At 72.2% G+C, this 22,731-nt stretch carries 18 protein-coding genes and 3 pseudogenes; 4 read left to right on the top strand and 17 right to left on the bottom strand.

Annotation, left to right across the window (positions count from 1 at the left end):
- Positions 1-73: 73 nt before the first annotated feature.
- From C593_RS0110880 to C593_RS0110925, 10 genes are all read right to left on the bottom strand, one after another.
- Complete coding sequence (locus tag C593_RS0110880; RefSeq protein ID WP_018847331.1) at positions 74-478, bottom strand: cytidine deaminase; 405 nt, start codon at positions 476-478, stop codon at positions 74-76.
- Complete coding sequence (locus C593_RS0110885; protein ID WP_018847332.1) at positions 475-1,746, bottom strand: ABC transporter permease; 1,272 nt, start codon at positions 1,744-1,746, stop codon at positions 475-477. The genes C593_RS0110880 and C593_RS0110885 overlap by 4 nt, the downstream gene beginning before the upstream one ends.
- Positions 1,743-2,852 (bottom strand): ABC transporter permease, encoded by a 1,110-nt coding sequence (locus C593_RS0110890; protein WP_018847333.1) that lies wholly within the window; start codon positions 2,850-2,852, stop codon positions 1,743-1,745. Before C593_RS0110890 ends, C593_RS0110885 begins: the two co-directional genes overlap by 4 nt.
- Positions 2,849-4,555 (bottom strand): ABC transporter ATP-binding protein, encoded by a 1,707-nt coding sequence (locus C593_RS0110895; protein ID WP_486591120.1) that lies wholly within the window; start codon positions 4,553-4,555, stop codon positions 2,849-2,851. The genes C593_RS0110890 and C593_RS0110895 overlap by 4 nt, the downstream gene beginning before the upstream one ends.
- A gap of 252 nt (positions 4,556-4,807) precedes the next feature.
- Entirely contained in the window at positions 4,808-5,860 is a 1,053-nt protein-coding gene (locus tag C593_RS0110900) for a BMP family ABC transporter substrate-binding protein (RefSeq protein WP_018847335.1), read from the bottom strand.
- A gap of 302 nt (positions 5,861-6,162) precedes the next feature.
- Positions 6,163-7,437, bottom strand: coding sequence for an amidohydrolase (locus tag C593_RS0110905; RefSeq protein WP_018847336.1), 1,275 nt, complete (start codon positions 7,435-7,437; stop codon positions 6,163-6,165).
- A gap of 311 nt (positions 7,438-7,748) precedes the next feature.
- Positions 7,749-8,786, bottom strand: coding sequence for a hypothetical protein (locus C593_RS0110910; protein WP_018847337.1), 1,038 nt, complete (start codon positions 8,784-8,786; stop codon positions 7,749-7,751).
- A 306-nt stretch (positions 8,787-9,092) separates the two neighbouring features.
- Complete coding sequence (locus C593_RS0110915; protein ID WP_018847338.1) at positions 9,093-10,016, bottom strand: N-acetylneuraminate synthase family protein; 924 nt, start codon at positions 10,014-10,016, stop codon at positions 9,093-9,095.
- 51 nt (positions 10,017-10,067) lie between these two features.
- Positions 10,068-11,294, bottom strand: a complete 1,227-nt coding sequence (locus C593_RS0110920; protein WP_018847339.1) for an acylneuraminate cytidylyltransferase — start codon at positions 11,292-11,294, stop codon at positions 10,068-10,070.
- A 205-nt stretch (positions 11,295-11,499) separates the two neighbouring features.
- Positions 11,500-12,924: a DUF6716 putative glycosyltransferase gene (locus C593_RS0110925; protein WP_018847340.1), complete on the bottom strand. Its 1,425-nt coding sequence runs from the start codon at positions 12,922-12,924 to the stop codon at positions 11,500-11,502.
- Positions 12,925-13,112: 188 nt separating this feature from the next.
- Between C593_RS0110925 and C593_RS0110930 the strand changes: the two genes are divergently transcribed.
- Together C593_RS0110930 and C593_RS0110935 are read left to right on the top strand one after the other, a co-directional pair.
- Positions 13,113-14,096 (top strand): glycosyltransferase family 2 protein, encoded by a 984-nt coding sequence (locus C593_RS0110930; RefSeq protein ID WP_018847341.1) that lies wholly within the window; start codon positions 13,113-13,115, stop codon positions 14,094-14,096.
- Positions 14,096-15,430 (top strand): polysialyltransferase family glycosyltransferase, encoded by a 1,335-nt coding sequence (locus C593_RS0110935; protein WP_018847342.1) that lies wholly within the window; start codon positions 14,096-14,098, stop codon positions 15,428-15,430. The genes C593_RS0110930 and C593_RS0110935 overlap by 1 nt, the downstream gene beginning before the upstream one ends.
- A 159-nt stretch (positions 15,431-15,589) precedes the next feature.
- Here the strand turns inward: C593_RS0110935 and C593_RS31555 are convergent.
- From C593_RS31555 to leuE, 7 genes and pseudogenes are all read right to left on the bottom strand, one after another.
- A pseudogene (locus C593_RS31555) lies at positions 15,590-15,778 on the bottom strand (hypothetical protein); the annotation flags it as partial.
- Between the two features lie 69 nt (positions 15,779-15,847).
- The gene (locus C593_RS32975; protein ID WP_158686822.1) at positions 15,848-16,243 is read right to left on the bottom strand and encodes a hypothetical protein; all 396 of its coding nucleotides are present in this window, start codon (positions 16,241-16,243) and stop codon (positions 15,848-15,850) included.
- Between the two features lie 62 nt (positions 16,244-16,305).
- A pseudogene (locus C593_RS0110945) lies at positions 16,306-16,551 on the bottom strand (transposase); the annotation flags it as partial.
- Between the two features lie 202 nt (positions 16,552-16,753).
- Positions 16,754-17,372, bottom strand: a pseudogene (locus C593_RS29400) (transposase family protein); the annotation flags it as partial.
- A 79-nt stretch (positions 17,373-17,451) separates the two neighbouring features.
- Positions 17,452-18,012, bottom strand: a complete 561-nt coding sequence (locus C593_RS0110955; RefSeq protein WP_018847346.1) for an SUKH-4 family immunity protein — start codon at positions 18,010-18,012, stop codon at positions 17,452-17,454.
- A gap of 126 nt (positions 18,013-18,138) precedes the next feature.
- Positions 18,139-19,521, bottom strand: a complete 1,383-nt coding sequence (locus C593_RS0110960; protein WP_018847347.1) for an SMI1/KNR4 family protein — start codon at positions 19,519-19,521, stop codon at positions 18,139-18,141.
- A gap of 365 nt (positions 19,522-19,886) precedes the next feature.
- Entirely contained in the window at positions 19,887-20,552 is a 666-nt protein-coding gene (gene leuE / locus C593_RS0110965; RefSeq protein ID WP_018847348.1) for a leucine efflux protein LeuE, read from the bottom strand.
- A 214-nt stretch (positions 20,553-20,766) separates the two neighbouring features.
- Between leuE and C593_RS0110970 the strand changes: the two genes are divergently transcribed.
- Together C593_RS0110970 and C593_RS0110975 are read left to right on the top strand one after the other, a co-directional pair.
- Entirely contained in the window at positions 20,767-21,681 is a 915-nt protein-coding gene (locus tag C593_RS0110970) for a L,D-transpeptidase family protein (RefSeq protein WP_018847349.1), read from the top strand.
- A gap of 180 nt (positions 21,682-21,861) precedes the next feature.
- Positions 21,862-22,635 carry a methyltransferase gene (locus C593_RS0110975; RefSeq protein ID WP_018847350.1) on the top strand — a complete coding sequence of 258 codons (774 nt, stop codon included), beginning with the start codon at positions 21,862-21,864 and terminating at the stop codon, positions 22,633-22,635.
- Positions 22,636-22,731: the final 96 nt, after the last annotated feature.

The raw sequence follows: 22,731 nt of genomic DNA on the forward strand, positions 1-22,731 counted from the left end.
GAAGCCGTGTGGCCCGGGCACATAGGGCCCGAAGCCGTGTGGCCCGGGCACATAGGGCCAGGCCCATGTGGCCTCAGCCCAGGTGCCCCGGGCCGAAGGCCTGCGGCAGCATCGCGGACAGCGGCAGGATCCCCGCCGGGGTGTCCAGGAGCAGGTCCGGCCCGCCGAACTCGTGCAGCAGCTGCCGGCACCGTCCGCACGGCACCAGGGCCTCGCCCCGGCCGTCCACGCAGACAAAGTGCGTCAGCCGCCCGCCGCCCGTCGCCTGGAGCTGCGAGACCAGCCCGCACTCGGCGCACAGGCTCAGCCCGTACGACGCGTTCTCGACGTTGCAGCCGGTGACCACCCGGCCGTCGTCGACGAGGGCGGCGACCCCGACCGGGTAGCCCGAGTACGGCGCGTACGCGCGGGACATGGCCTCGCGCGCCCGCTCCCGCAGGGCCTCCCAGTCGGCGGCCTCGACGGCCCGAGCCGTCATTTGCCCTGGCCCTTGCGGTACGGCATGCCGTTCGCCTTGGGCATGCGCAGCCGTTGCGCGGAGAGCGCGAGGACCAGCAGCGTGGTGACGTACGGCGCGGCGTCCACGAACTGGCTGGGCAGCACGTCGGTGAGCGCGTACCAGGTGAACAGCAGGGCCGAGAAGACGCCCGCGATCACGGCGGAGAGGTACTTCTTCTTGTAGAGCTGCCAGACGACCGCGATCACCAGCAGGATCGCGAGGAGCAGCAGCATCGCGTGGACGTTCTCCGCGCCGCCGCGCAGCTTGAGACTGTCGGTGAAGCCGAAGAGGCCCGCACCCAGCGCCATGCCGCCAGGCATCCAGTTACCGAAGATCATCGCGGCGAGACCGATGTATCCGCGGCCGCCGGTCTGGCCCTCCTGGTAGATGCCGGTGGAGACGATCGCGAGGAACGCGCCGCCGAGGCCGGCCAGGGCGCCGGAGACGATCACGGCGATGTACTTGTACTTGTAGACGTTGACGCCCAGGGACTCGGCGGCGATCGGGTTCTCGCCGCAGGAGCGCAGGCGCAGACCGAAGGAGGTCCGCCACAGCACCCACCAGGTGCCGGGGATCAGCAGCAGGGCCACCACGGTCAGCAGGGACAGGTTGGTCACCAGACCGCCGAGCACACCGGCCAGGTCGGAGACGAAGAACCAGTGCTTGCTCTGGAGGTCGGCCAGCCATTCGGAGAGACCCGGAATCGTGATCCGGTCGATCGGATCGATGCGCGGGGACTGCTTGGAGGAGCCGCCGGCCGCCTCGGCGAAGGTGAAGTTGGACATGTACCGGGTCAGGCCGGTGGCCAGGATGGTGACGGCCACACCCGAGACGATGTGGTTGACGTTGAAGGTCACCGTCATCACCGCGTGCAGCAGACCGCCGAGCGCGCCGCCGGCGATGCCGACGAGGACACCGGTCCAGGGGCCCCACTGGTAGCCCGCCCAGGCACCGAACCAGGTGCCGAGGATCATCATGCCTTCGAGGCCGATGTTGATGACGCCCGCGCGCTCGGCCCAGAGGCCGCCGAGACCGGCGAGGCCGATCGGGACCGCGAGCTGGAGGGCGCCGGAGACCTGGCCGGTCGACGTGAGGTCCTCGGCGCCGCTGATCATGCGGACCAGCGAGAACAGCAGCAGCCCCGCGGCGATGATCAGCAGGATGACGGGCAGGGACAGCTTGCGGCGGCGGCCGCCCTTCTTGGGCGCGGTGCTCGCCGTCGAGACCGTGCTCGTGCTCTCCGTCATGCCGCTGCCACCTCCTTGTTCTTGCGGGCCTGCGCGGCGAGCTCCTCGCCGACCTTCTGCTGCTGGCGGCGGAGCCCGTACTGGCGTACGAGTTCGTAGGACACGACGACCGAGATCACGATGAGGCCCTGCATGATGAGGGCGATCTCCCGGGGGTAGCCGGCGATGCCGAGGCCCTCCGCCGTCTTGTCCAGGAAGGCGATGAGGAGGGCGGCGAAGAAGATGCCGACCGGGTTGTTGCGGCCGAGCAGCGCGATGGTGATGGCGGTGAAGCCGACACCGGTCGGGAAGCTCAGGCTGTAGGTGTGGGTCTGGCCGAGCAGCATCGGCATGCCGGCCAGGCCCGCGACGGCGCCCGAGATCAGCATGGCGGTGAGCACCATCTTCTTGGCGTCGACGCCGCTCGCCTGGGCGGCGGACTGGCTGGCGCCGGTGGCACGCAGGTCGAAGCCGAAGCGGGTGCGGTTGAGGACGAACCAGTAGACGAGGCCGAGCCCGAAGGCGACGAAGGTGAAGCCGTAGATCGTGCCGCCGTCGAGTTCGAGGCCGGGGAACCAGCCGGACTCGGGGATCTCGCCGGTGGTCAGCTCGTTGGAGCCGGCGACCTGCTCGCCGAGGTTGGCGGGGAGGATCATCCAGGCGATCAGGCTGGTCGCGATGGCGTTCAGCATGATCGTGGAGACGACCTCGCTCACCCCGCGGGTGGTCTTGAGGATGCCCGCGATGCCGGCCCACATGGCGCCGACGAACATGGCGGTGAGCACGATCAGCAGGATGTGCAGCGGACCCGGCAGGTCCACGGAGGCGCCCACGACGGCGGCGAGCATGACCGCGAGGCGGTACTGCCCGTCGACGCCGATGTTGAAGAGGTTCATCCGGAAGCCGATGGCGACGGCGAGAGCGGCGAGGTAGTAGATGCCGGTCTGGTTCAGGATGAGGACCTGCACGTCGGTGAACTCGACCTGCTCGATCATGAGCCGGTACGGCTCGAAGGCGCTGAGGTCGGAGAGGACCAGCACCACCGAGGTGAGCAGGAAGGCCACGACCAGGGCGAGCACCGGGCCGGCGAGGCCCAGAATCAGCCGGTCCTTGTCGAACTTCTTCATCGGCCCTCACCGTTCCTGGGCGTCGTGCCGTCCTGCGGCGTCGTCGTGCCGTTCTTCCGCGGCGTGCTGCCGTCCTGCGGCGCTGTGCCGCCCTCCGGCGTGGTGCCGTCCTGCGGCGTCTCGGGTGCTTCGAGGTGTCCGGTGGCGGCGCCGGTCATGGCGGAGCCCAGCTCCTCGGGGGTGATGGTGGCGGGGTCGGCGTCGGCGACCAGGCGGCCGCGGTACATCACCCGCAGGGTGTCGGAGAGCCCGATGAGCTCGTCCAGGTCGGCGGAGATCAGCAGCACGGCCAGGCCCTCGTGGCGGGCCTCGCGGATCTGGTCCCAGATCTGCGCCTGCGCGCCGACGTCCACACCGCGGGTGGGGTGGGCGGCGATGAGGAGCTTGGGCGCGTGGCTCATCTCGCGGCCGACGATCAGCTTCTGCTGGTTGCCGCCGGAGAGGGAGGCCGCGGTGACCTCGATGCCGGGCGTGCGCACGTCGTACTCGCGGACGATGCGCTCGGTGTCCTTGCGGGCGGCCTTGGGATCGAGGACGCCCCTGCGGCTGTTGGGGGCTTCGGTGACATGGCCGAGGATGCGGTTCTCCCACAGCGGGGACTCCAGCAGGAGTCCGTGGCGGTGGCGGTCCTCGGGGATGTAGCCGATGCCGCTCTCGCGCCGCTTGCGGGTGGGCGCGTGCGAGATGTCGGCGCCGTCGAGGGTGATGGTGCCGCCGTCGGGGTCGCGCAGGCCGATCAGGGCCTCGATCAGCTCGGTCTGGCCGTTGCCCTCGACACCGGCGATGCCCATGACCTCGCCCTTGTGGATGGTGAAGTCGATCCCGGCGAGGACGTCGCGGACGATGCCGTCGGGGTCGGTCTCGGTGAGGGTGAGGCCCCTGACGCCGAGCATCGCGACGTCGGTGACCGTGGACTCGCGGGTCTCGGGCGAGGGGAGTTCGCTGCCGACCATCAGCTCGGCGAGCTGCTTGGTGGTGGTGGTCGCCGGGTCCGCGGTGCCCACGGTGGTGCCGCGCCGGATGACGGTGATCTCGTCGGCGACCGACAGGACCTCGCCCAGCTTGTGCGAGATGAAGATGACGGTCAGGCCCTCGGCCTTGAGCTCGCGCAGGTTGGCGAAGAGGGCGTCGACCTCCTGCGGGACGAGGACCGCGGTGGGCTCGTCGAGGATCAGGGTGCGGGCGCCGCGGTAGAGGACCTTGAGGATCTCCACGCGCTGGCGGTCGGCGACGCCGAGGCTCTCCACCATGGCGTCGGGGCGGACGCCCAGCCCGTAGGCGTCGGAGATCTCCTTGATCTTCTTACGGGCTCCGGCGCCGATGCCGTACAGCTTCTCGCCGCCGAGGACGACGTTCTCCAGCACGGTGAGGTTGTCGGCCAGCATGAAGTGCTGGTGGACCATGCCGATCCCGCGCGCGATGGCGTCGGACGGGCTGGAGAAGGTGACCTGCTCACCGTCGACGGTGATGGTGCCCTCGTCCGGCTTCTGCATGCCGTAGAGGATCTTCATCAGGGTCGACTTGCCGGCACCGTTCTCCCCCACCAGGGCGTGCACGGTGCCCTTGTGGATGGTGATGTCGATGTCGTGGTTGGCGACGACGCCGGGGAATCGCTTGGTGATGCCGTGCAGTTCGACGGCGGCAGCAGCCGGCGACGTTGACGGACTGGACGCGTTGATGACGCACTCTCCTTGGCGGGACAGGGCCGGGCGGGAGGGCAGGGCGGGCGCCTGCGGGCGGTGGGGGGACGGCAAAGCGGGCTGGGCGGGCAGGGGGCGGGGCGAAGTTATCGCGCCGGAGAGGGTTCTACGCGCGTAGCGATGCCGAATAGCAAAAACCGATGGCCATGGCTCTGGTCCGGGGCCCGCGGGGCGGCCGGCCGCCCCGCGGGCCCCGGGTACCGGACCGTCCGGCCCGGGAGGGGCCGGACGGATCCGACGAGCGGGCCTCGGCGGTTACGGAGCCGTCTTGACCGTGATCGTGCCGGCGATGATGTCGGCCTTGGCCTTGTCGACGGCGGCGATGACGTCGGTCATCTCGGTGAAGGCCGGGTTCGAGCGGGACAGGGCGACACCGTCGTCCTCCAGCCCGTAGCGGATCTCACCGGTCTGCGGCTTGCCGTCCTGGACCGACTTGATCAGGTTGAACACGGCGCCCGAGATGTTCTTGGTCACCGAGGTCAGGATCTGGTCCTTGTAGGCGGCCAGACCCTTCTGGTTGTACTGGTCGGAGTCGACGCCGATGGCCCACTTGCCGGCCTTGGAGGTCGCCTCGATGGCACCCGCGCCCGCGAGACCGGCGGCGGCGTAGATCACGTCGGCGCCGGCGTCGAGCTGGCCCTGCGCGGCGGCCTTGCCGAGGTCGGGCTTGGAGAAGCCACCGAAGTCCGGCGGCTGCGTCAGGTACTGGACCTTGACGTTGACGTTCTTGTTGGTGTCCTTGACGCCCTGGACGAAGCCCGCCTCGAACTTCTTGATCAGCGGGGTCTCGACACCGCCGATGAAGCCGACCGTGTCGGTCTTGGTCACCTTGGCGGCGGCGACGCCGGCGAGGTAGGAGCCCTGCTCCTCGTTGAACACCAGGTTGGCGATGTTCGGGCCGGTCTTCGACGTGTCGTCGATGAGGCCGAAGGTGGTGTCCTTGAACTTCGGGGCGACCTCGGCGATGGCCGGGGCGTAGGCGAAGCCGACACCGATCACCGGGTTGTTGCCGGCTCGGGCGAGCGAGGTCAGGCGCTGGACCTTGTCCGGGTCGCCCTCGCCTTCGCTGGGCTCCGCCTCGGTGCCGTCGACGTCGAGTTCCTTCTCGGCCTTCTCGAGACCGGCGTAGGCGGCGTCGTTGAACGACTGGTCGCCGCGTCCGCCGATGTCGTAGGCGATGGCGGCCTTGCCGCCGTTGTCGTCCGAGCTCGACGAGCCGGAGGACGAGTCGCTGCCACACGCGGTGACAGACAGTGCGAGAGCCGTGGAGGCGATGCCCACGGTGGCGATCCTGGTGATCCGGCGCACTGGGAGGCTCCTTTAAACCTGACCGAAAGCGCCACTTCCGGCGCTGGGTTCGCGGCGATCGTAACGCGCGTAGATGTCAGTTAAAGACCCGTTCATCAGTCGTTATCGGATCGTCGCGAACAGGCCACGGGCCCGGCACGGCGTGCCGGGCCCGCGCCGCTTCCCGTACGGCTCCGGTGTGTCGCCGGGGCGCTACGCGGAGAGAGCGGGCGGCGGGTGGGACGGTGGCGGGCGTCCTGTGTCCGGCGGGCGCCCCGGGCCGTACCCGCGCGGGGCCCGGGGCCGGGCCCCGCCGGGGGTGTTCAGTCGCCCGCCATGCCGTCCAGCAGGGCGGCGGCGGTGAAGAGTTCGACGCCCGCGGTGATGGACTCCTCGTCCACGTCGAAGTCCCCCCGGTGCAGATCGCGGCGGACGGTGTCGCCCGGGACGCGGACGCCGAGCCGGGCCATGGCGCCCGGGACGTGCTCCAGGTACCAGGAGAAGTCCTCGCCGCCGAGGCTCTGCTCGGTGTCCTCGATCGCATACGGTCCGCGCCGGGCGGCGTGCGCGTCGCGCAGCAGTTCGGTGACGCCGGGGTCGTTGACGACCGGCGGGACACCGCGGATGTAGTCGATCTGGGACTTGGCCCGGTGCAGGGTGGCGATCTCGTCGATCGCCGCGTGCACCAGGTCCGGGGCCTCGCGCCAGGCCGCCAGGTCCAGGCAGCGCACGGTGCCGGACAGCTCCGCGTGCTGGGGGATGACGTTGGGCGCGTGGCCGGAGGAGATCCGGCCCCAGGTGACGGCGAGCCCGGAGCGGGCGTCGACGCGGCGGGCCAGCAGGGCCGGGACCTCGGTGGCGACCTTCGCAGCGGCGGTGACCAGGTCGGTGGTCAGATGCGGGCGGGCGGTGTGGCCGCCGGGGCCGTCGAGGGTGACTTCCAGACGGTCGCAGGCGGAGGTGATCGGGCCGGGCCGCAGTCCGATGGAGCCCGCGTCGACCTTGGGGTCGCAGTGCACGGCGACGATCTTGCCGACGCCGTCGAGCACACCGCAGTCGACCGCGTCGGCGGCGCCGCCCGGCAGCACTTCCTCGGCGGGCTGGAAGATCAGCCGCACCGGCTGGGTCAGCAGCCCCTGCCGGTCCAGGTCGGCGAGGACCAGACCGGCGCCGAGCACGGTGGTGGTGTGGACGTCGTGGCCGCATGCGTGCGCCCGGTCGGGGACGGTGGAGCGGTAGGGCACCCCCGTCTTGGTGTCCGGAATCGGCAGGGCGTCGATGTCGGCGCGCAGCGCGAACAGGGGGCGGTCCCGCCCCTCGGGCGAGTCGGTGCCGATGTCACAGACGAGTCCGGTGCCCATCGCGAGCACCCGTGGCCTCAGCCCGGCCTGCTCCAGGCGGGCCTTGATCGCCGCGGTGGTGCGGAACTCCTGGTTGCCCAGCTCGGGGTGCATATGGAGATCGCGGCGGAACGCGATGAGCTCCGCGCGCAGCGGCTCGGACAGCCGGCCGGGCAGGACGGCGTCACCCGGTGCCGCGCCCGGGAGGGCCGGGGCGCCGGGGCCGGGTCGTTCGGCTTCTTCGGACTCGCGGGACATCAACTGGTTCACCCAGTGAAGGTTATGCCCCCTTGGGCGCCAACTGCCGTGCGATCAACAAAAGATCAGCCTCATAGGGGAAGAAAGGCCGGTCAGAACGGCATACTCGCGACACCCGGTGGGTAAACTCACCGGTTCGTCTCACCAGGTGGACACTTTTCGGCCAGGCAGGGGATCGGACGGCGTCTCACCGTCTCAGGGTACGGACGGCAGCGCGGCGCGTGTACGGACGGCAGCGCGGCGCGTGTACGGACGGCAGCGTCGCGGGGTGGCGGCTGGCGACGCCCCGCTCAGTGCGGCCGGTCCGCTCTTCAAGCGGGCGCGGCGAGCCGGTGCACCCCCCGGGCCGATCCGGTGACGACGGAGAGGAAGCCCTCGGCGCGGGGCGAGGCGGAGGCGCGCAGCCACTCGGGGGCGATGTCGCAGACGGAGACCGTGACGCCGGTGCCCGCGAGGGCCAGGGGCAGGGTGTGCAGAACCGTCGAGGGGAAGCTCAGCACGGCCTCCCCGATCGGCCCCCGGCGGGCGATCAGCTCCAGCGGCAGGTCCGGGCGGACCACCTCGAGGCCGGTCGCGACGGCCAGCCGGCGCAGCTTGTCGGGGCTCTCCCGGCGGTGCGCGAAATACCGGGCCGCCCCGTGCGCCCGGGTGAGTGACACGACCGCGTCGAGGTACCGCTCGGGCTCCACCACGCCCGTCTCCACGAGGGAGGTGCCGACCAGGTCGGCTCCCCGGGTGATCCGGGGCGGCCCGAACCGGGAGCGGGTCCAGGCGTAGTCGTTGGCCCGGACGGTGATCCCGGGCGCCGGGTCGACCGGCATGGAGGTGAACACCTCCACCGGGCGGTCGGTGGAGGGGCCGAGGCGGCGGCGGGCCGCCCGGGTGACGGGCGCGAGCGCCAGCTCGCGCGGCCCGCGCCGCCCGCCGCGCCGGTGCCAGCGCACCAGCCGCTCGCCGCGGACGGCCTGCTCGACGAACTCCATGGTGGCCGTGCCGTCGTCCACGACCGTCAGCTCCCGGCCGCCGGTGAGGGAGAGCAGCAGCTGGACGTAGCGGGAGAACGGGTCCCCTATGACGATCCGGTCGGCGCGGCGCAGCAGCGGGCCGAGGTCGCGGACCGTCCGCAGCGGGGCGGACGCGCCGCCGCGGGCCTCCTGCCAGCGCACGGTGAACCCCTCGTCGCGGGCCAGTTCGGCGGTCCGGCGGAGCTGGCCGCGCGACATGGGGTCGGTGGGCGACAGCACGACCACGGTCAGGGCGTCGGGGGACGCCCCTTCGGCATGGGCCCACTCCAGGGTGTTCAGGAGCTGGACCGGGCTCTCGACGAAGGCGAGATTCACGTCAGTCACCTCGTGGTTCCTGGCTGGTGCGTGCCGGGTCCCGGAGGGCCCGGGAGGGGGCGGGGGCGGAGGCTGGGCGGGCTGAGCGGGACGGAGTCCGGGCAGGCCCCGGGGGTCGGAGCCGGGCCGGGACCGTCCGGGACGGGGTGCCGGGCGCGGACCCGCCGCGCGCGGACACGCGGTGTGCCGACCCGCGGTGTGCCGACCCCGGGGTGCGGACCAGCCGGCCGCGGACCGCTCCCGGGTGCGGACCAGCAGGGGGCGGGTCCGCACCCGGGTGCGGACCCGGCGGGTCCGCCCGCGCGGCGCAGGCCGTCAGACCGCGGCCGGCTCACGGTCGCCCGCCTCGGCGACGACGCCCGCGACCCGGCGGAGCTTCTTCATCGGGCCCAGCTCGCTCTCGTAGACCTTCTTGACCCCGTCGCCGAGGGACTCCTCCACCACGCGGATGTCGCGGACGAGGCGGGCGAGGCCCTGCGGCTCGACGGACGCGGCCTGGTCGGAACCCCACATGGCGCGGTCCAGGGTGATGTGGCGCTCCACGAAGGCGGCGCCGAGGGCGACGGCGGCCAGGGTGGTCTGGAGGCCGGTCTCGTGGCCGGAGTAGCCGATGGGCACGTTCGGGTACTCGGCCTGGAGGGTGTGGATGACCCGCAGGTTCAGCTCCTGCGCCTTCGCCGGGTAGGTGGAGGTGGCGTGGCAGAGCAGGATGTTGTCGCTGCCCAGGACCTCGACCGCGTGCCGGATCTGCTTCGGCGTCGACATGCCGGTGGAGAGGATGATCGTGCGGCCGGTCGCGCGCAGGGCGCGCAGCAGCTCGTCGTCGGTGAGGGAGGCGGAGGCGACCTTGTGGGCGGGGACGTCGAACTTCTCCAGGAAGGCGACGGCCTCGGTGTCCCACGGGGAGGCGAACCAGTCGATGCCCCGCTCGCGGCAGTGGGCGTCGATCGCGCGGTACTCGTCCTCGCCGAACTCCACCCGGTGGCGGTAGTCGATGTAGGTCATCCGGCCCCAGGGGGTGTCGCGCTCGATGTCCCACTGGTCGCGCGGGGTGCAGATCTCCGGGGTGCGCTTCTGGAACTTGACCGCGTCGCAGCCGGCGTCGGCGGCGGCGTCGATCAGCTTGATGGCGTTGTCCAGGTCGCCGTTGTGGTTGATGCCGATCTCGCCGGTCACGTAGACGGGGTTGCCCGGGCCGGCGGTGCGGGTGCCGAGGGTGCGCAGGCGGGTCGTGCTCATGGGGATGGTTCCTTACCTGTGAGGGGACGTCCGGAGGGACCGGGGGGTGGATCAGGGGACGGCCGGGAGGGCGTCCGGGGAGGCGGTGCCGGGGGTCGTGTCGGGGGCGGTGTCGAGGTGCGGGCCGAGGAGCCAGCCGGCGATCTCGCGGACCGCTCCCTCGCCGCCGGGGGTGGCCGTGACCGCGCGTGCGGCGGCCCGGACGGACCCGTGCGCGCTCGCGACGGCCACGGGCCAGCCGACGAGGTGGAAGCACGGGAGGTCGTTGACGTCGTTGCCGGCGTAGAGGACCCGCTCGGGGGCGAGGCCCTGTTCGTCGCACCACTGCTTGAGCGCGGCGTCCTTGCGGTCGATGCCGTGCAGGACGGGGATGCGCAGCTTGCGGGCGCGGGCGGCGACGACGGGGTTCTCCTCGGTGGAGAGGATCAGCAGCTTCAGCCCGGCGGCGCGCAGCCGGGCCACGCCGAGGCCGTCGCCGCGGTGGACGCCGACGAACTCGCGTCCCTCGGCGTCGATCAGGACCCGGTCGTCGGTCTGGGTGCCGTCGAAGTCGAGGACGACGGCGTCCACGTCGGCCCGGGTCGGCAGCGGGGCCGCGTCCAGCAGCGGGGCGAGGGCGCGGGCCCGGGCGAGGTCGTGCGGGTCGTCGACCTCCAGGACCCGGGCCGGGTCGGTGCGCACCAGGGCGGTGCGGCCGAAGAAGCGGTGCCCGGCGGCGCGGAAGCCGGCCGCGGCCATGGCGTAGGCGGCGCCGGTCTCCAGGAAGTCCTGGGGGCGGTCCTGGCGGCGGGGGCGGTGCGCGGAGTCGTGGTTGACCCCGGCGCCCGACGCGGAATCCGTGTCCTCGCGCCAGACGAAGCCGTGGAAGGGGGCGACGGTCACCGCGCTGTCCGCGCCGTCCCGGGCGACGGCGGCGGCCACGCCCTGCACGTCCTCGGGGGTGAGGAAGGGGCTGGTGCACTGGACGAGGAGGACCACGTCGACGGGATCGCCGTGCGCGGCCTCGTGGGCGTCCAGGGCGTGCAGCACGGCGGACTCGCTGGTGGCGGTGTCCCCGGCGATGGCCGGGGGCCGCGTGACCACTTCGGCACCGGCCGCGCGGGCGGCGGCGGCGATGCCGGGGTCGTCGGTGGAGACGGCGACATGGGTGACCAGGGGGGCGTCCAGGCAGGCGCGTACGGCGCGGGCGACGAGGGGGCGTCCGGCGACGGGGGCGAGGTTCTTGGCGGGCACCCCCTTGGAGCCGCCCCGGGCGGGGATCACGGCGAGGACGTTCATCGGGGCTCCGTAGGGGCGGGGTGGGTCCGGGCGGCGGAGAGGGTGCGGGGGCGCGGGTGCGGAGGCGCGGGGACGGGTCGGGGTCCGGGGGCGTGCCGCGCGGCGCGGTCGCCGGGACGGGCGGTCGCGGGACGGGCGGTCACGGGGCGGGCGGTCACGGCGGCGGGGTGGGTCGCGTGGCCGCCGGGGGCCGGATGGCGGCGGGTCACAGCTCCCCCATACGGCGGATCACCGGGGCCACCCGCTGGACGCCGTGCCGGTAGGCGCCCCGGGCCGCCTCGCGGACCGCGTCCCGCACCACCCGGCGGACGCCCGTCGGCTCCGTCTTCGGCGCGGCGCCGGACAGCGGGGTGCCGTCGGGGGCCAGGTGGTGGCGGGCGAGCAGGGCGGGGAGGTAGCCGGGGGCGGTGGCCGGGGTGTACCAGGGCGCGAGGGCCGGCAGCCGGGGCGCGAGCAGCAGTTCGGCGACCCGGGTCCGGGCCGCGTCGAAGGCGTGCTCGTACCCGCCGTCGGCCGCGACGCCCTGCCGGGCGAGCCAGGCGGGGTCGGGCTCCGGGCGGTGCCCGCCGTCGAGCTGGTCCCAGGAGGCGAGCAGGCCCGAGCCGAGGAAGTGGTGGTTGCCGAGGACCTCGCGGACCCCGAGGTCGGTGAGGACGGCGGTCGGGATGCGCCGGTGCAGGGCTTCGAGGGCGGCCGTGGACGAGACGGTGACGAGCAGGTCGGTCCGGTCCAGGACCTCGCCCATGTTCCCGTACACCAGGCGGAAGTTGGGCGGGGTGCCGCCGGGGAGGCGTTCGGCGAGGCGCTGGTAGGGCAGCTCCTCCAGGTGGGTGGTGTGCTCGCCGGGCCGGGAGCGCAGCTTGAGCAGCACCTCGCGGTGCGGGTGCAGCCGGGCGTGCTCGACCAGGCGGCGCAGCAGATAGCCGCGGTCGGCACGGGTCTCGGGCACGGAGGGCTGGGCGGCGAAGACGACGGTGTCCCGGCCCTCCTCGGAGGCGTAGGGCGCGCCGCCGAGGAAGGGCAGCGCGGCCTCGGTGACCGCGCCCGCGTCGGCGCCGACCCCCTCGTACACGGCGCGGAAACGCTCCGCGTCGTGGCGGGAGTTGGCGAGGACCACGTCCGCGCCGTGCCGCAGCAGCAGGCCGTCGGCGAGCTTCTCGTAGACGACGCCGACGTAGCCGGTGACGACCACGGGCCGCCGGGCGGCACCGTTTCCGGAAGTGCCGGGGGCCGCGGGGCCGTTCCCGGGCGTGCCCGGGGCCGCGGGACCGTCACCGCGAGCGGCGGCGCGGGCCGCGGGGGCGTCACCGGTCGGGCCGAGGGCCGCGAGGCCGTGCAGCATCGCCTGCACCCCGCCGCCGACGAGGGCGAGGACGACCACGTCGTACCCGCCGTCCCGTACGGCGCGCAGGAACTCCGCTCCGGTGACCTCGCGCAGCTCGTCCGCTCGGACACCGACCTCGGCGAGCTGGCGGGCGGTCGGGGTGGCCCGGCCGCGCAGCAGGAAGCCGCTCAGCTCCACGGAGGTGCTGGGGGCGATCCGGCGGGCGGTGAGGGCCCCCCATTTCCACCGGGTGTCGGAGTCGGCGAGTACGGCGATCCGTACGGCCTCGCGATTGCGTGTTGGCACGTCCAGGACGCTAGGAAGGCATTCCGTTTCACGGCCCAACTCGACCGCAACAAAGGGTTAACAGAGCGCCTACGGAAGGAGCACCAGGGCAATTGCCCGGCGGGTTAACAGGTTCGATGCCGTCCGTTCACATTCCGTCCCGCCGGGATTCAGCGCGCATGACGGGCGGGCGTCCTAGCGTCGGCCGGGTGGTCAAGCTCTCCGTCATCGTGCCGTTCTACAACGTGCAGACATACGCGCCCGACACCCTGCGAAGCCTGCGGGCCAACGCCCGGGACGACTTCGAGTTCCTGCTGGTCGACGACTGCTCGACGGACGGGACCCCGGAGATCCTGCGCCAGGCGGAACGGGAGGTCCCGGGCGCGGTCCTGATCAGACACGAACGGAACGGCGGCCTGGCCACCGCGCGCAACACCGGTCTGGACGCGGCCCGCGGCGAGTACCTGGCCTTCCTGGACGGCGACGACTGGCTGGCCCCGGGGCACTTCGCCGGTCTGCTGGCCGCCATGGAGGACCTGGGCTGCGACTTCGTGCGCACCGACCATGTGCAGTGCACGGCGCGGGCCCGCACGGTGCACCGCGTGCCGGTCGGCCCGCGCGGCGAGGTGCTGCGCCCGCGCGACTGGATCCTCCCGGCGGACCGCTCGACCGGTGTGGACTACCCGTACGCCTGGGCCGGGATGTACCACCGGCGGCTGGTGGACCGGGGGTTGCTGCATTTCACGGACGGGCTGCGCACGGCGGAGGACCGGCCGTGGATCTGGCGGTTGCACCGGGACGCGGAATCCTTCGCGGTCGTCGGCCGGCTGGGTATTTTCTACCGGCGCGGGGTCGCGTCCTCACTCACTCAGATCGGTGACGTCCGCCAGCTCGATTTCCTCCGCGCATTCGATCAGGTTCTGGCGGAAACAGCGCAGGACCCGGAAGCGGAAAGGCTGTTGCCGAAAGCGGTGCGCACCTATTGCGCCGTCATCGCCCATCATCTCGGCGGTATCGGGCGGTTCGAACCGGCGGTCGCCCGAAAGCTCCGCACCCTCAGCGCCGCCGCGCTGCGCTCGATGCCGCAGCCCGCCCTGCGCGAGGCCCTGGCCTCGATGGACGCGGACCGCGCCGCCCGGTTGCGGCGGGTGCGCCGCCGCCCGTCCGCCCGCACCACGGAGGCCGCGGCCTGATGCCCACGACCCAGATCTTCCTCGCGTCCTCCCTCTTCGGCGCGGCCACGGTCGCCGCCGCGATCGACAGCGGCTGCTTCGAGGACGCGGACCGGCGGCTGCTGCTGGTCACCAACAACGCGGCCGTCCCCGAGACCGTGCCCTCCCTCGACACGGCCCCCGGCTTCGGGCCGCTGCGGGAGCGGTTCGACGGGGTGGTCTCCTGGAACGAGGCCGTCTCCCCCTTCCACCCCGCCGCCTGGGCCCCGCGCGCCGACGACGTCCCGCTGTGGGAGCGCCATCTGCGCCGGCTGTGGGACCTGGGGGACGACCGGATCCATCTGGTCCTGGAATCCCTCCAGGTCGCCCCGGCGCTGACGGTGGGACAGCTCTTCCCGGACGCGTCGATCGACGTCTACGCGGACGGGCTGATGAGCTACGGCCCCACCCGGAACAAGATCGACCCGCTGGTCGGCGAACGGGTCCGGCGGCTGCTCCACCTCGACCTGGTACCGGGGCTGCGGCCGCTGCTGCTGGGCGAGTTCGGTGTGGTCCCGGAGGTCGTGCCGGGTGGGGCGTTCCTGAAGGCGGTCGCCGAGCTGTCGGACGCGCCGGCCGCCGCAGGCACCGTGGCGGACGCGTCCGGGGACGGGGAACCGGGACCGGCACTCCTGCTGGGCCAGTACCTGGCCGCACTCGGCATTCTGACGCCCGCGGAGGAAGAGGAGCTGCATCTGCGGATGCTGCGCGGAGTGGCCGCCCTGGGCCATCGGCGGGTGGTGCTCAAGCCGCATCCGACGGCCCCGCCCGCCTGGCACCGGGCCCTGGAGGCGGAGGCCCGCGCCCTGGACGTCGAGCTGACCGTCGCCGGTGAGCCGGTGCTCGCGGAGGTGCTGCTGCGCAGGCTGCGGCCGTCGCTGGTGGTGAGCTGCTTCTCCACCGGGCTGTTCACGGCCGCCGCCTTCCACGGCGTCCCGGTGGCGCGGGTCGGCACGGAGCAGGTGCTCGCGCGGCTGACCCCGTACCGGAACAGCAACCGGGTGCCCCTGCTGCTGACCGGGGCGCTGGTCCCGGACCTGACGGCGGACGGGCCCGGGACCGTCGCGGCGGCGGACGATCGGCTGACCGGGCTGCTCGACGCGGTGGCGTTCATGATGCAGCCGCAGGTGCGACGGGATCTGCGCCCGTCGGCGCAGCGGTTCCTGCGCACCGCGCGCCCGGCTGACCTCGCGGGGCACACCACCCGCCGCCGTCTCACCGTCCTCGGCCTCCCGGGCGGCGTGCCGCTGCCCCGGAACGCGGCGGTGCGGGGTGTGGTGCGGCGGGCGCGGAAGCTGCGGGGGACGCGGGGGTGACGCGGGGGCCCGAGGCGCGCGGGACCGGGGCGGGGTCCGGCGCCGGGTCGGCGTCCCGGGCCCGGCCGTCGACGGGGCGGGGCGGGGGCTCGCGGGTGGGCGGGGCCGGGGGCGGAACCGGAGCGCCGGGGTAGGGGGCAGTCGCCGGGCCCGGGCCGGTCAGCGGGCGGCTGCGGCGGTCGAGGTGGCGTCCGCCAGCGCCGGGTAGTCCGCGTCTCCCGTCTCACCGCTCACGTACATCAGATAGTGGTCCCGCACCTGGTTGACGGGGGCGCCGAGGCGCAGGCGCTCCACCAGGTCCGGGTTGGCCAGGAAGGGGCGGCCGAAGGCGATCAGGTCCGCGCCCGTACGTACAACATCGAGCGCGTGCAGGTGGAAATGCGGTAGCGATACACCGGTCCAGGAGTCCAGCGAACCCTACTTGTCGGCCAGCAGTTGGGACACGCGCTGCCGGGATACGTCCAGGATCAAGGCAATTTCAGCCCCAGACACTCCGGATCGCTGAAGGCTCTTGGCCACATCCCGATAGACTCGAGCCGCTTTCTCCTGAGCACTGCGGGCATCCAAAATGGCCTGCACGGCTTCTCTCTTCCTGCTCTGCAGAGGCTCATCCAGTTCGATATCAACCTGGACATTGACCTCACACGCCGCGATGCCTTCGACCTCGGAGATTCGACTCCGAGCGGCCGCAGCTGCCTCTGTGAGTCGGCGAACCCACACCTGATCTGCGCCGACGATCTGCAGGATCCATCCGTCTCGCTGGCGTTTCACACGGACACGATGAATCTTTCTGTTCACACATTCATCTGCCATGCAGATACGTTAACCCGGTATAGATCGAAAAGTCAAGGCCCTCTAGACAGAGTGCTCTGGTGCGTGTCATCGATGACAAGCGCAGTGGGTTTGATGACCGGCTGCATGCGCCAGGCCAGCCGGGTCCGTACATGCGCCGCATCCCATGGGCTGGGGGTGACGAAGTGGGCCAGGGCCTGCCGGTCTCCGTCCTCACCCAGGCGAGCGGCCATCGGCTCCACCGACTTGCGCCCGCCGTCCAGCAGCAAGGCTCGCAGAATGACCCCGCCCCACCGTCGCTGATCCGCTCGTGCGAACGGCTCGAACATCTCCGCCGCAAAGTCCTCCAGATCACACCGGACCAAAAGCCAAGTCCCCAATTTCCACAACCGCGTCAACGACACGACCGATCAAGGAGACATGCCCCCGCGAACGGCACCTGACCAGCGCTGCTAAGGGCTGTCCCGCAAGTGATCTCGGACGTACTCCTCATCGGTCGTCGGCATAGATCCGCTATCCGGTCAGGGCGAGGTTGTGGGCTTCCTTCCAGGCCGGTAGTTCGGTCTGGCCGGGTTCTCGGCGGTGCGGGATGATCAGACCGGTGCCGCGGTAGCCGCCATCGGCGATGACGGTGGTGTTGCCGACCGAGCTCTTGGCTCCGGACAGTTCCCATTCCTTGCAGTCGTTGCGGTTGCCGGGCAGGGGCCGGCCGACGGAGACGACAAGGCGTGAGTCGGCGTCGATGACGACCTGGTGGTTGGTCGAGTAGCGGTAGTTCTTGGACTGCTCCGCCACGCTGTGGTCCCGTGTCGGCACGAGGGTGCCGTCCACGATCAGCACTGTGTCTTTGCGGAAGCGGCTCCGTGGCCGCAGAGCGAGGAGGGGCCCGAGCTGGCTCACGATCCGGCCCGCGGCAGACTTCGAGATCCCGAAGAGGGGAGCCAGCTGCCGCAGGGTCAGGTTGGTCCGCCAGTACGCGGCAACCAGCAGAACCCGGTCTTCGAGCGGCAGGCTCCACGGACGGCCCCTGCGCTTGAGGGGCGGGCCTCCGCGCCGCAGCACGGTGATCAGCTTCCCGAACTGTTTCGGACTGAGCCCCGGAGTACGGCGCTATCCATGACGGCTCCGACGCCGTGATCACAGCCTCCACATGAAGACCATCTCAGCCGTGGGCGGCTTGGCTTCCCCGCAGGCCCGGAGACATACGGCCCCGGCTCTGCGGGCCGAGGTCAGTAGAGCCAACGGTCCAGGAGCCCTGGCCAGAGAAACCCCTCGTAGCCGTCGAAGGCCGCCGGGTCGATCTCCTTCAGCTCCTCGGCCAGCCGGTTCAGCTCGGCGAATGCCCGCTCTTCCTCCCCTTCGGAGAGGTACTTCTCGGAGCCCTCCGGCTCGCGGAGAAGCTCTGAGGAGGTGACGCGGCTGCCGTAGTGGTGAAGGGCGTCGAGCCACACGCCGACACCCGAGTTGGCGAACCATGCCTCCCCGTCCGGCATGACGAAGTGGACCGTCCCGGTCTCCGGCTCGACGCCGAATGATGACCACTCGGCCTGGTCAACGGGGTCCGCCTGCTCGGTGAGGCGGTAGAGCGAGCCGCGGGACGTGAGCAGGGCCGGCTCAGCCTCGCTCTGGGTCGCGACTCGTTCGATGAGGCGTGGAGCTACCGGGATGCCCACCTCGACGAGCTGTGCCTTCATGAAGCCGGGGATCCGCCAGCCGGCCACAACGTCCCGTCCAGCTCGCGTGACGTGCCCCAGACCCGCCCACTCGGTCAGTTGGTCGTACGTCGCCATCGAACGATCCTCTTTCGTTGGCTGTGGCGCTGACCCTATCGAGCCAGTCTCAGGTCAAGGCTGTGACGGAGCACTTCAGTTGGCGAGTTTCGTCGGCTGAAGCGCTCAGCACTACTGTCACAGTCGCTACGGCAGGGGCCCGAGGTCGCCGTCGACAATGGTCTCGGGGATCGGGGGGCGGTCCCAGAGAGCAAGGATCTCGTTCGCCAGGGCGACGATCGCGCGCGGATCCCGGTCGCCGTACGCCTTGACAGCGGCGGCCGACAGACTGCGCGGGACAGCACCGGCGTCGACCAGGACACGCCAGTCCTCCGGTGCGAGTTCCAGGAACTCCAGCCCTGTCAGCCCGGCGATCTCCAGTGGGGCGGCGAGCGTCCCGGGGTAGCAGGAGAGGGTGCGCAGGCGTGGCAGCCCGACGACGGGTGCCAGGCTGAACGGTTCGCCATCCCAGACGCCGAGGCTCAGCGCCTCCAGGTCGGGGTGGGCCGCGGCCTCAATGCTCCTGACGCTCCGGTGGTTGACCCACGCCACGTGGGGAAGGTCGCCCCGGCGGCGCCCGGAGTACCAGTCCCGTTCCGGATCCTGGACCAGGGCGGTGAGGGACTCGGCGAACAACTCGGCACCGACGCTCTGCTCATGGTCCAGCACGATGATCTGCCCGACGTGGCCGCACGGGCCTGGCGTCAGGTCGACGGCGACCTGATCCCCGCCGCCGGTGTCGCCGATGACGATCCATCCGGGCGAGCCGACCAGGTCTTGCACGGCGGCGTCCGGCCCGGTGACAGCCGCCTCCATCGCCGCATGCTCCCAACGGAACGGACGGCACGATCTGTCGGCGATGGAGACGTCGTCCAGGGAGCCCAGCTCGAAGCCAACCGCGTCGAAGACGCGCTGCGCAGCCTCGTGGTCCTCACCCCAGTCCGCCCACTGCGCACGAGTCACCCGGTAGAGCACCTTGATCTCCTCGGGCAGTGCCACTCCCAGGCGGGCCTCCGCGGCGGCGATCTCCGCCTCGGTGGCGCCGATCGCCGCGGGTATCCGCTCGCGCAGCGTCCGTTCCAGCAGCGCCAGATCCACGGACGGAGCTGGCCGCGCTCCAGGCACGGCCTCGGGCAGGCGGCGCCAGGGCTCGGGCACCGCCCCCTCGACCAGGAGCAGCGCCCCCGGGTGAGCGTTCCCGAGGCCGGGATCCGCAGCGGAACTGGGATCGAACAGATGAAGCACGGCCTTCCCGCTCGGCGGGATCTCTACGGTGAACGCGATGTGGGCAACTTCTGCCGCTATGAGCGCGTTCCGCACCCGCTCGATCGCGTCGAACTCCTCCTGCATGTCCGACATCAGCAGGGCGCGTCCGGCCAGCGAGCGCCGCTGCTGCACGGGCACGCTCCACGAGCCCTGGCCGATACTCCCCGCCACGTTGCCGCCCGGCGCAGCGAGGGTCTCCGTGTGGGCTGTCCGCAGGAGCCGCAGCAGGGGCTCCCAGGTGGCGAAATCATGCAGCGAGGACAACAGCGGCCTCCGGCCGGTTCGGTGATCATGACGGTGGAGATTATGTCGTCCGCCGCCGACAATCCCGTCAGCCGTCCGGTGTTGTCCGGCAGCGAGAAATGCAGCTGGCGATCAGTTGGATCTGTCCGGCTATCGGGGCGGCGCTCCTGGTGAGGCAAGGAAAGTGCCGGGGCCCCATCGGAGCGCGACTCTCCTCGACGTCGACGCTCACACCGCCGACTTCTGCGCTGACCCCGCAGAAGTCGAGGGCGCCGACCGCCTTGCAGCAAAGATCAACACCGAACGCTCAGCTCGCCAGGTGTCGCGCTCACTCGCCAACTGAAGCACTCAGTCACAAAGGCACGGCCGCACTTGCGGGACAGCCCTTAGGCGCTGCTGAGGGAGAGCTTCACCGCGAAGCCGAGGAACAGCGCGCCCGCGGCCGACGTCGCCCCCGCCGAGAGGCGACGGCGGCGGCGGAACGCGGCGGCGAGGCGGCTGCCGCTGAAGATCAGCATGGTCAGGTAGAGGAAGCTGCCGAGCTGGAGCAGCCCGCCGAGGACCACGAACGACAGCGCCGGGTACGCATACGACGGGTCGACGAACTGCACGAAGAAGGAGATCAGGAAGAGGATCGCCTTCGGGTTGAACAGGCTGATCACCAGCGCCCGGCGGTACGGGTTCTCCCGCGGCCCGGCCACGGCGCCCGGGGCCTCCTGCGCGTCCGGCTCGATGGGCGTCTCGCCGCGGGTGCGCCACATCGCGACCGCCGAGCGGAGCATCCCGACGGCCATCCAGGTCAGATAGCCGGCGCCCGCGTACTTGACGATCGTGAAGAGCAGCGGCGTGGTCTGGAGCAGGGACGCGGCGCCGAGGGCGGCCAGGGTCATCAGGATCGCGTCGCCGGTGAAGACCCCGGCGGCGGCCCGGTAGCCCGTGCGGGCGCCCTTGCGGGCGGCGACGGACAGCACGTAGAGGGAGTTCGGCCCCGGCAGAAGGATGATGAGGACGAGGCCCACGAGGTAGGTCGGCAGATCGGTGACACCCAGCATGGGCGGAGTGTCGCACAGGGGTGCGACCCGTCGCCCGGATGTTTCGGAGGGTGGGCGGTCACCCCCGGACCGCCCCCGCACCCGGCCGTCGCGCCCGGGTGCGGGCAGGGCCGTGTCGTGCTCGTCCCCCAACCGTTACCCCCATGATGCCGGGGGCCGTGCAACCCGGCCGGGCGGCTGTCTGTCTCTACGGGTACAGGTACGACAGGGGGGCATGATGCTCAGAGGGAACCTCGCGGTCCGGACGCTGGCCGCGGCGGCCGCGCTGACCGTGGCCGCGGTGACGGCCGGCTGCGCGGGCGGCACGGCGCAGAACACGGCCTCCGCGGACGACGGCAAGCCCAGCGCGTCGGCCACCGCGCCGGAGGCGTCCGCGTCGGAGGCGACCGCGTCTCCTTCCGCGTCCTCCTCCCCCTCGGCCGCCGGCGAGCCCTCCGGTTCCCCGAGCGCCTCGGCCTCCCCGACCCCGTCCGCGACCGCCTCCACACCCCCGCCGAAGATCGTCATGGCGCCGGGCGCGGAGGGCGAGCAGGTGCGCGAACTCCAGGCCCGGCTGGCCCAGATCGGCTGGTTCGACGACAAGCCGACGGGCTCGTACGGCCCGGTCACCGCCGCCGCCGTCAAGGGCTTCCAGGGCAAGCGCGGCCTGCCCGCCACCGGCAGCACGGACGAGGTCACCTGGCAGAAGCTGCTCGGTATGACGACGAAGCCGACCCGCGCGGAACTGGACGGCAAGGACGTCGAGAAGCCCGAGCCGAAGCTGGACCCGCGCTGCATGAAGGGCCGGGTGATGTGCATCAGCAAGACCACCCGCACCCTGTCCTGGATGATCGACGGCAAGGTGCTGTCGACGATGGACGTCCGCTTCGGCTCGCAGTACACCCCCACCCGCGAGGGGGAGTTCAAGGTCGGCTGGAAGTCCCGGGACCATGTGTCGACGCTGTACGACACCCCGATGCCGTACGCGATGTTCTTCAGCGGCGGCCAGGCCGTCCACTACTCCTCCGACTTCGCCGCCCGCGGCTACAACGGCGCCTCGCACGGCTGTGTGAACGTCCGGGACAAGGCCGGGATCGCGGCCCTGTTCGACCAGGTGAGCACGGGCGACAAGGTCGTCGTCTACTGGTGATCCCGGGGCCGGGGCCCGGGCCCCGGCCCCGGCCCGCGCGGCCGGTGAGCAGGGGGCGCGGGCGGGGCGGCGGCGCGCCAGGGGGCCGCCGGGGGTGCTGCCGGAGCGCCGGGGGTGCGGCCGGGGCGGCGCCGGTAATCCGGGTGCGGGCGGCGGGCCCCGGCTGCCAGGCTGCGCCGGATGAACCGTGAACGCCTCTCCCGTATCGCCCACACCGGCCACCCCGTCAAGGCGCCCGTCGACGATCCGGCCGTCGCCCGTCTGCTCGGCCACGCGCTGCCGTCCGGCGGTGAACGGGTCCTCGACCTGGGCTGCGGCGGTGCCGAATGGCTGCTCCGCGCCCTGGCCGCGTATCCGGACCTCCGGGCCGAGGGCGTCGACCTCTCCGCCGACGCCCTCGACGGGGCGCGGCGGGCGGCCGCCGAGCGGGGCCTCGCCGACCGGCTCACCCTCCACCACCGCGCCGCCGGTGACTTCTCCTCCCCCGAGCCCTTCGACACGGTCGTCAGCGTCGCGGCCTCGCACGCCTTCGGCGGGCTGCTCCCGACCCTGGAGGCCGCTCGCGCGCATCTGGCCCCCGGCGGCCGCGTCCTGGTCGGCGAGGGCTACTGGGAACGCGAACCCACCCCGGAGGCGGTGGAGATGCTCGGCCCGCTGAGCGACCTGGCGGGCACGGTGGAGCAGGTGGCCGGGGCCGGCTGGGTCCCCGTCCAGGGGCACATCAGCACCCGCGCCGAGCTGGACGCCTACGAGTGGGCCTGCTGGGGGTCGCTGGCCGCGTGGGCTCTGGACCACCCCGGGGACCCGGAGAGCGCGGAGGTGCTGGAGACGGCCGCCACCCGGCGCACTCAGTGGCTGCGCGGGTACCGGGACGCGTTCGGCTTCGTCTTCCTGGTGCTGCGGCGCGCGGACCGACCGGCCGGGCGGGCGGCTCGGGAAACGAGGAGAGGGTGAGAGGCGCGGGCGGGACCGGGGGAACGTGTCCCGCCCGCGCCGTGTGCGCTGAGCCGTAGGTACGGGGGGAACCCCGGCTCTATCGCGCGGCCGATG

This window comes from Streptomyces sp. CNT372 (assembly GCF_000377145.1).

Excerpts from the sequence above, each read along its gene's own strand:
- leuE (WP_018847348.1), bottom strand. The coding sequence starts at position 20,552 with ATGCTGGGTGTCACCGATCTGCCGACCTACCTCGTGGGCCTCGTCCTC.
- C593_RS0110880 (WP_018847331.1), bottom strand. The coding sequence starts at position 478 with ATGACGGCTCGGGCCGTCGAGGCCGCCGACTGGGAGGCCCTGCGGGAG.
- C593_RS0110915 (WP_018847338.1), bottom strand. The coding sequence starts at position 10,016 with ATGAGCACGACCCGCCTGCGCACCCTCGGCACCCGCACCGCCGGCCCG.
- C593_RS0110920 (WP_018847339.1), bottom strand. The coding sequence starts at position 11,294 with ATGAACGTCCTCGCCGTGATCCCCGCCCGGGGCGGCTCCAAGGGGGTG.
- C593_RS0110885 (WP_018847332.1), bottom strand. The coding sequence starts at position 1,746 with ATGACGGAGAGCACGAGCACGGTCTCGACGGCGAGCACCGCGCCCAAG.
- C593_RS0110970 (WP_018847349.1), top strand. The coding sequence starts at position 20,767 with ATGATGCTCAGAGGGAACCTCGCGGTCCGGACGCTGGCCGCGGCGGCC.
- C593_RS0110935 (WP_018847342.1), top strand. The coding sequence starts at position 14,096 with ATGCCCACGACCCAGATCTTCCTCGCGTCCTCCCTCTTCGGCGCGGCC.
- C593_RS0110955 (WP_018847346.1), bottom strand. The coding sequence starts at position 18,012 with ATGGCGACGTACGACCAACTGACCGAGTGGGCGGGTCTGGGGCACGTC.
- C593_RS0110975 (WP_018847350.1), top strand. The coding sequence starts at position 21,862 with ATGAACCGTGAACGCCTCTCCCGTATCGCCCACACCGGCCACCCCGTC.
- C593_RS0110890 (WP_018847333.1), bottom strand. The coding sequence starts at position 2,852 with ATGAAGAAGTTCGACAAGGACCGGCTGATTCTGGGCCTCGCCGGCCCG.
- C593_RS0110905 (WP_018847336.1), bottom strand. The coding sequence starts at position 7,437 with ATGTCCCGCGAGTCCGAAGAAGCCGAACGACCCGGCCCCGGCGCCCCG.
- C593_RS32975 (WP_158686822.1), bottom strand. The coding sequence starts at position 16,243 with ATGGCAGATGAATGTGTGAACAGAAAGATTCATCGTGTCCGTGTGAAA.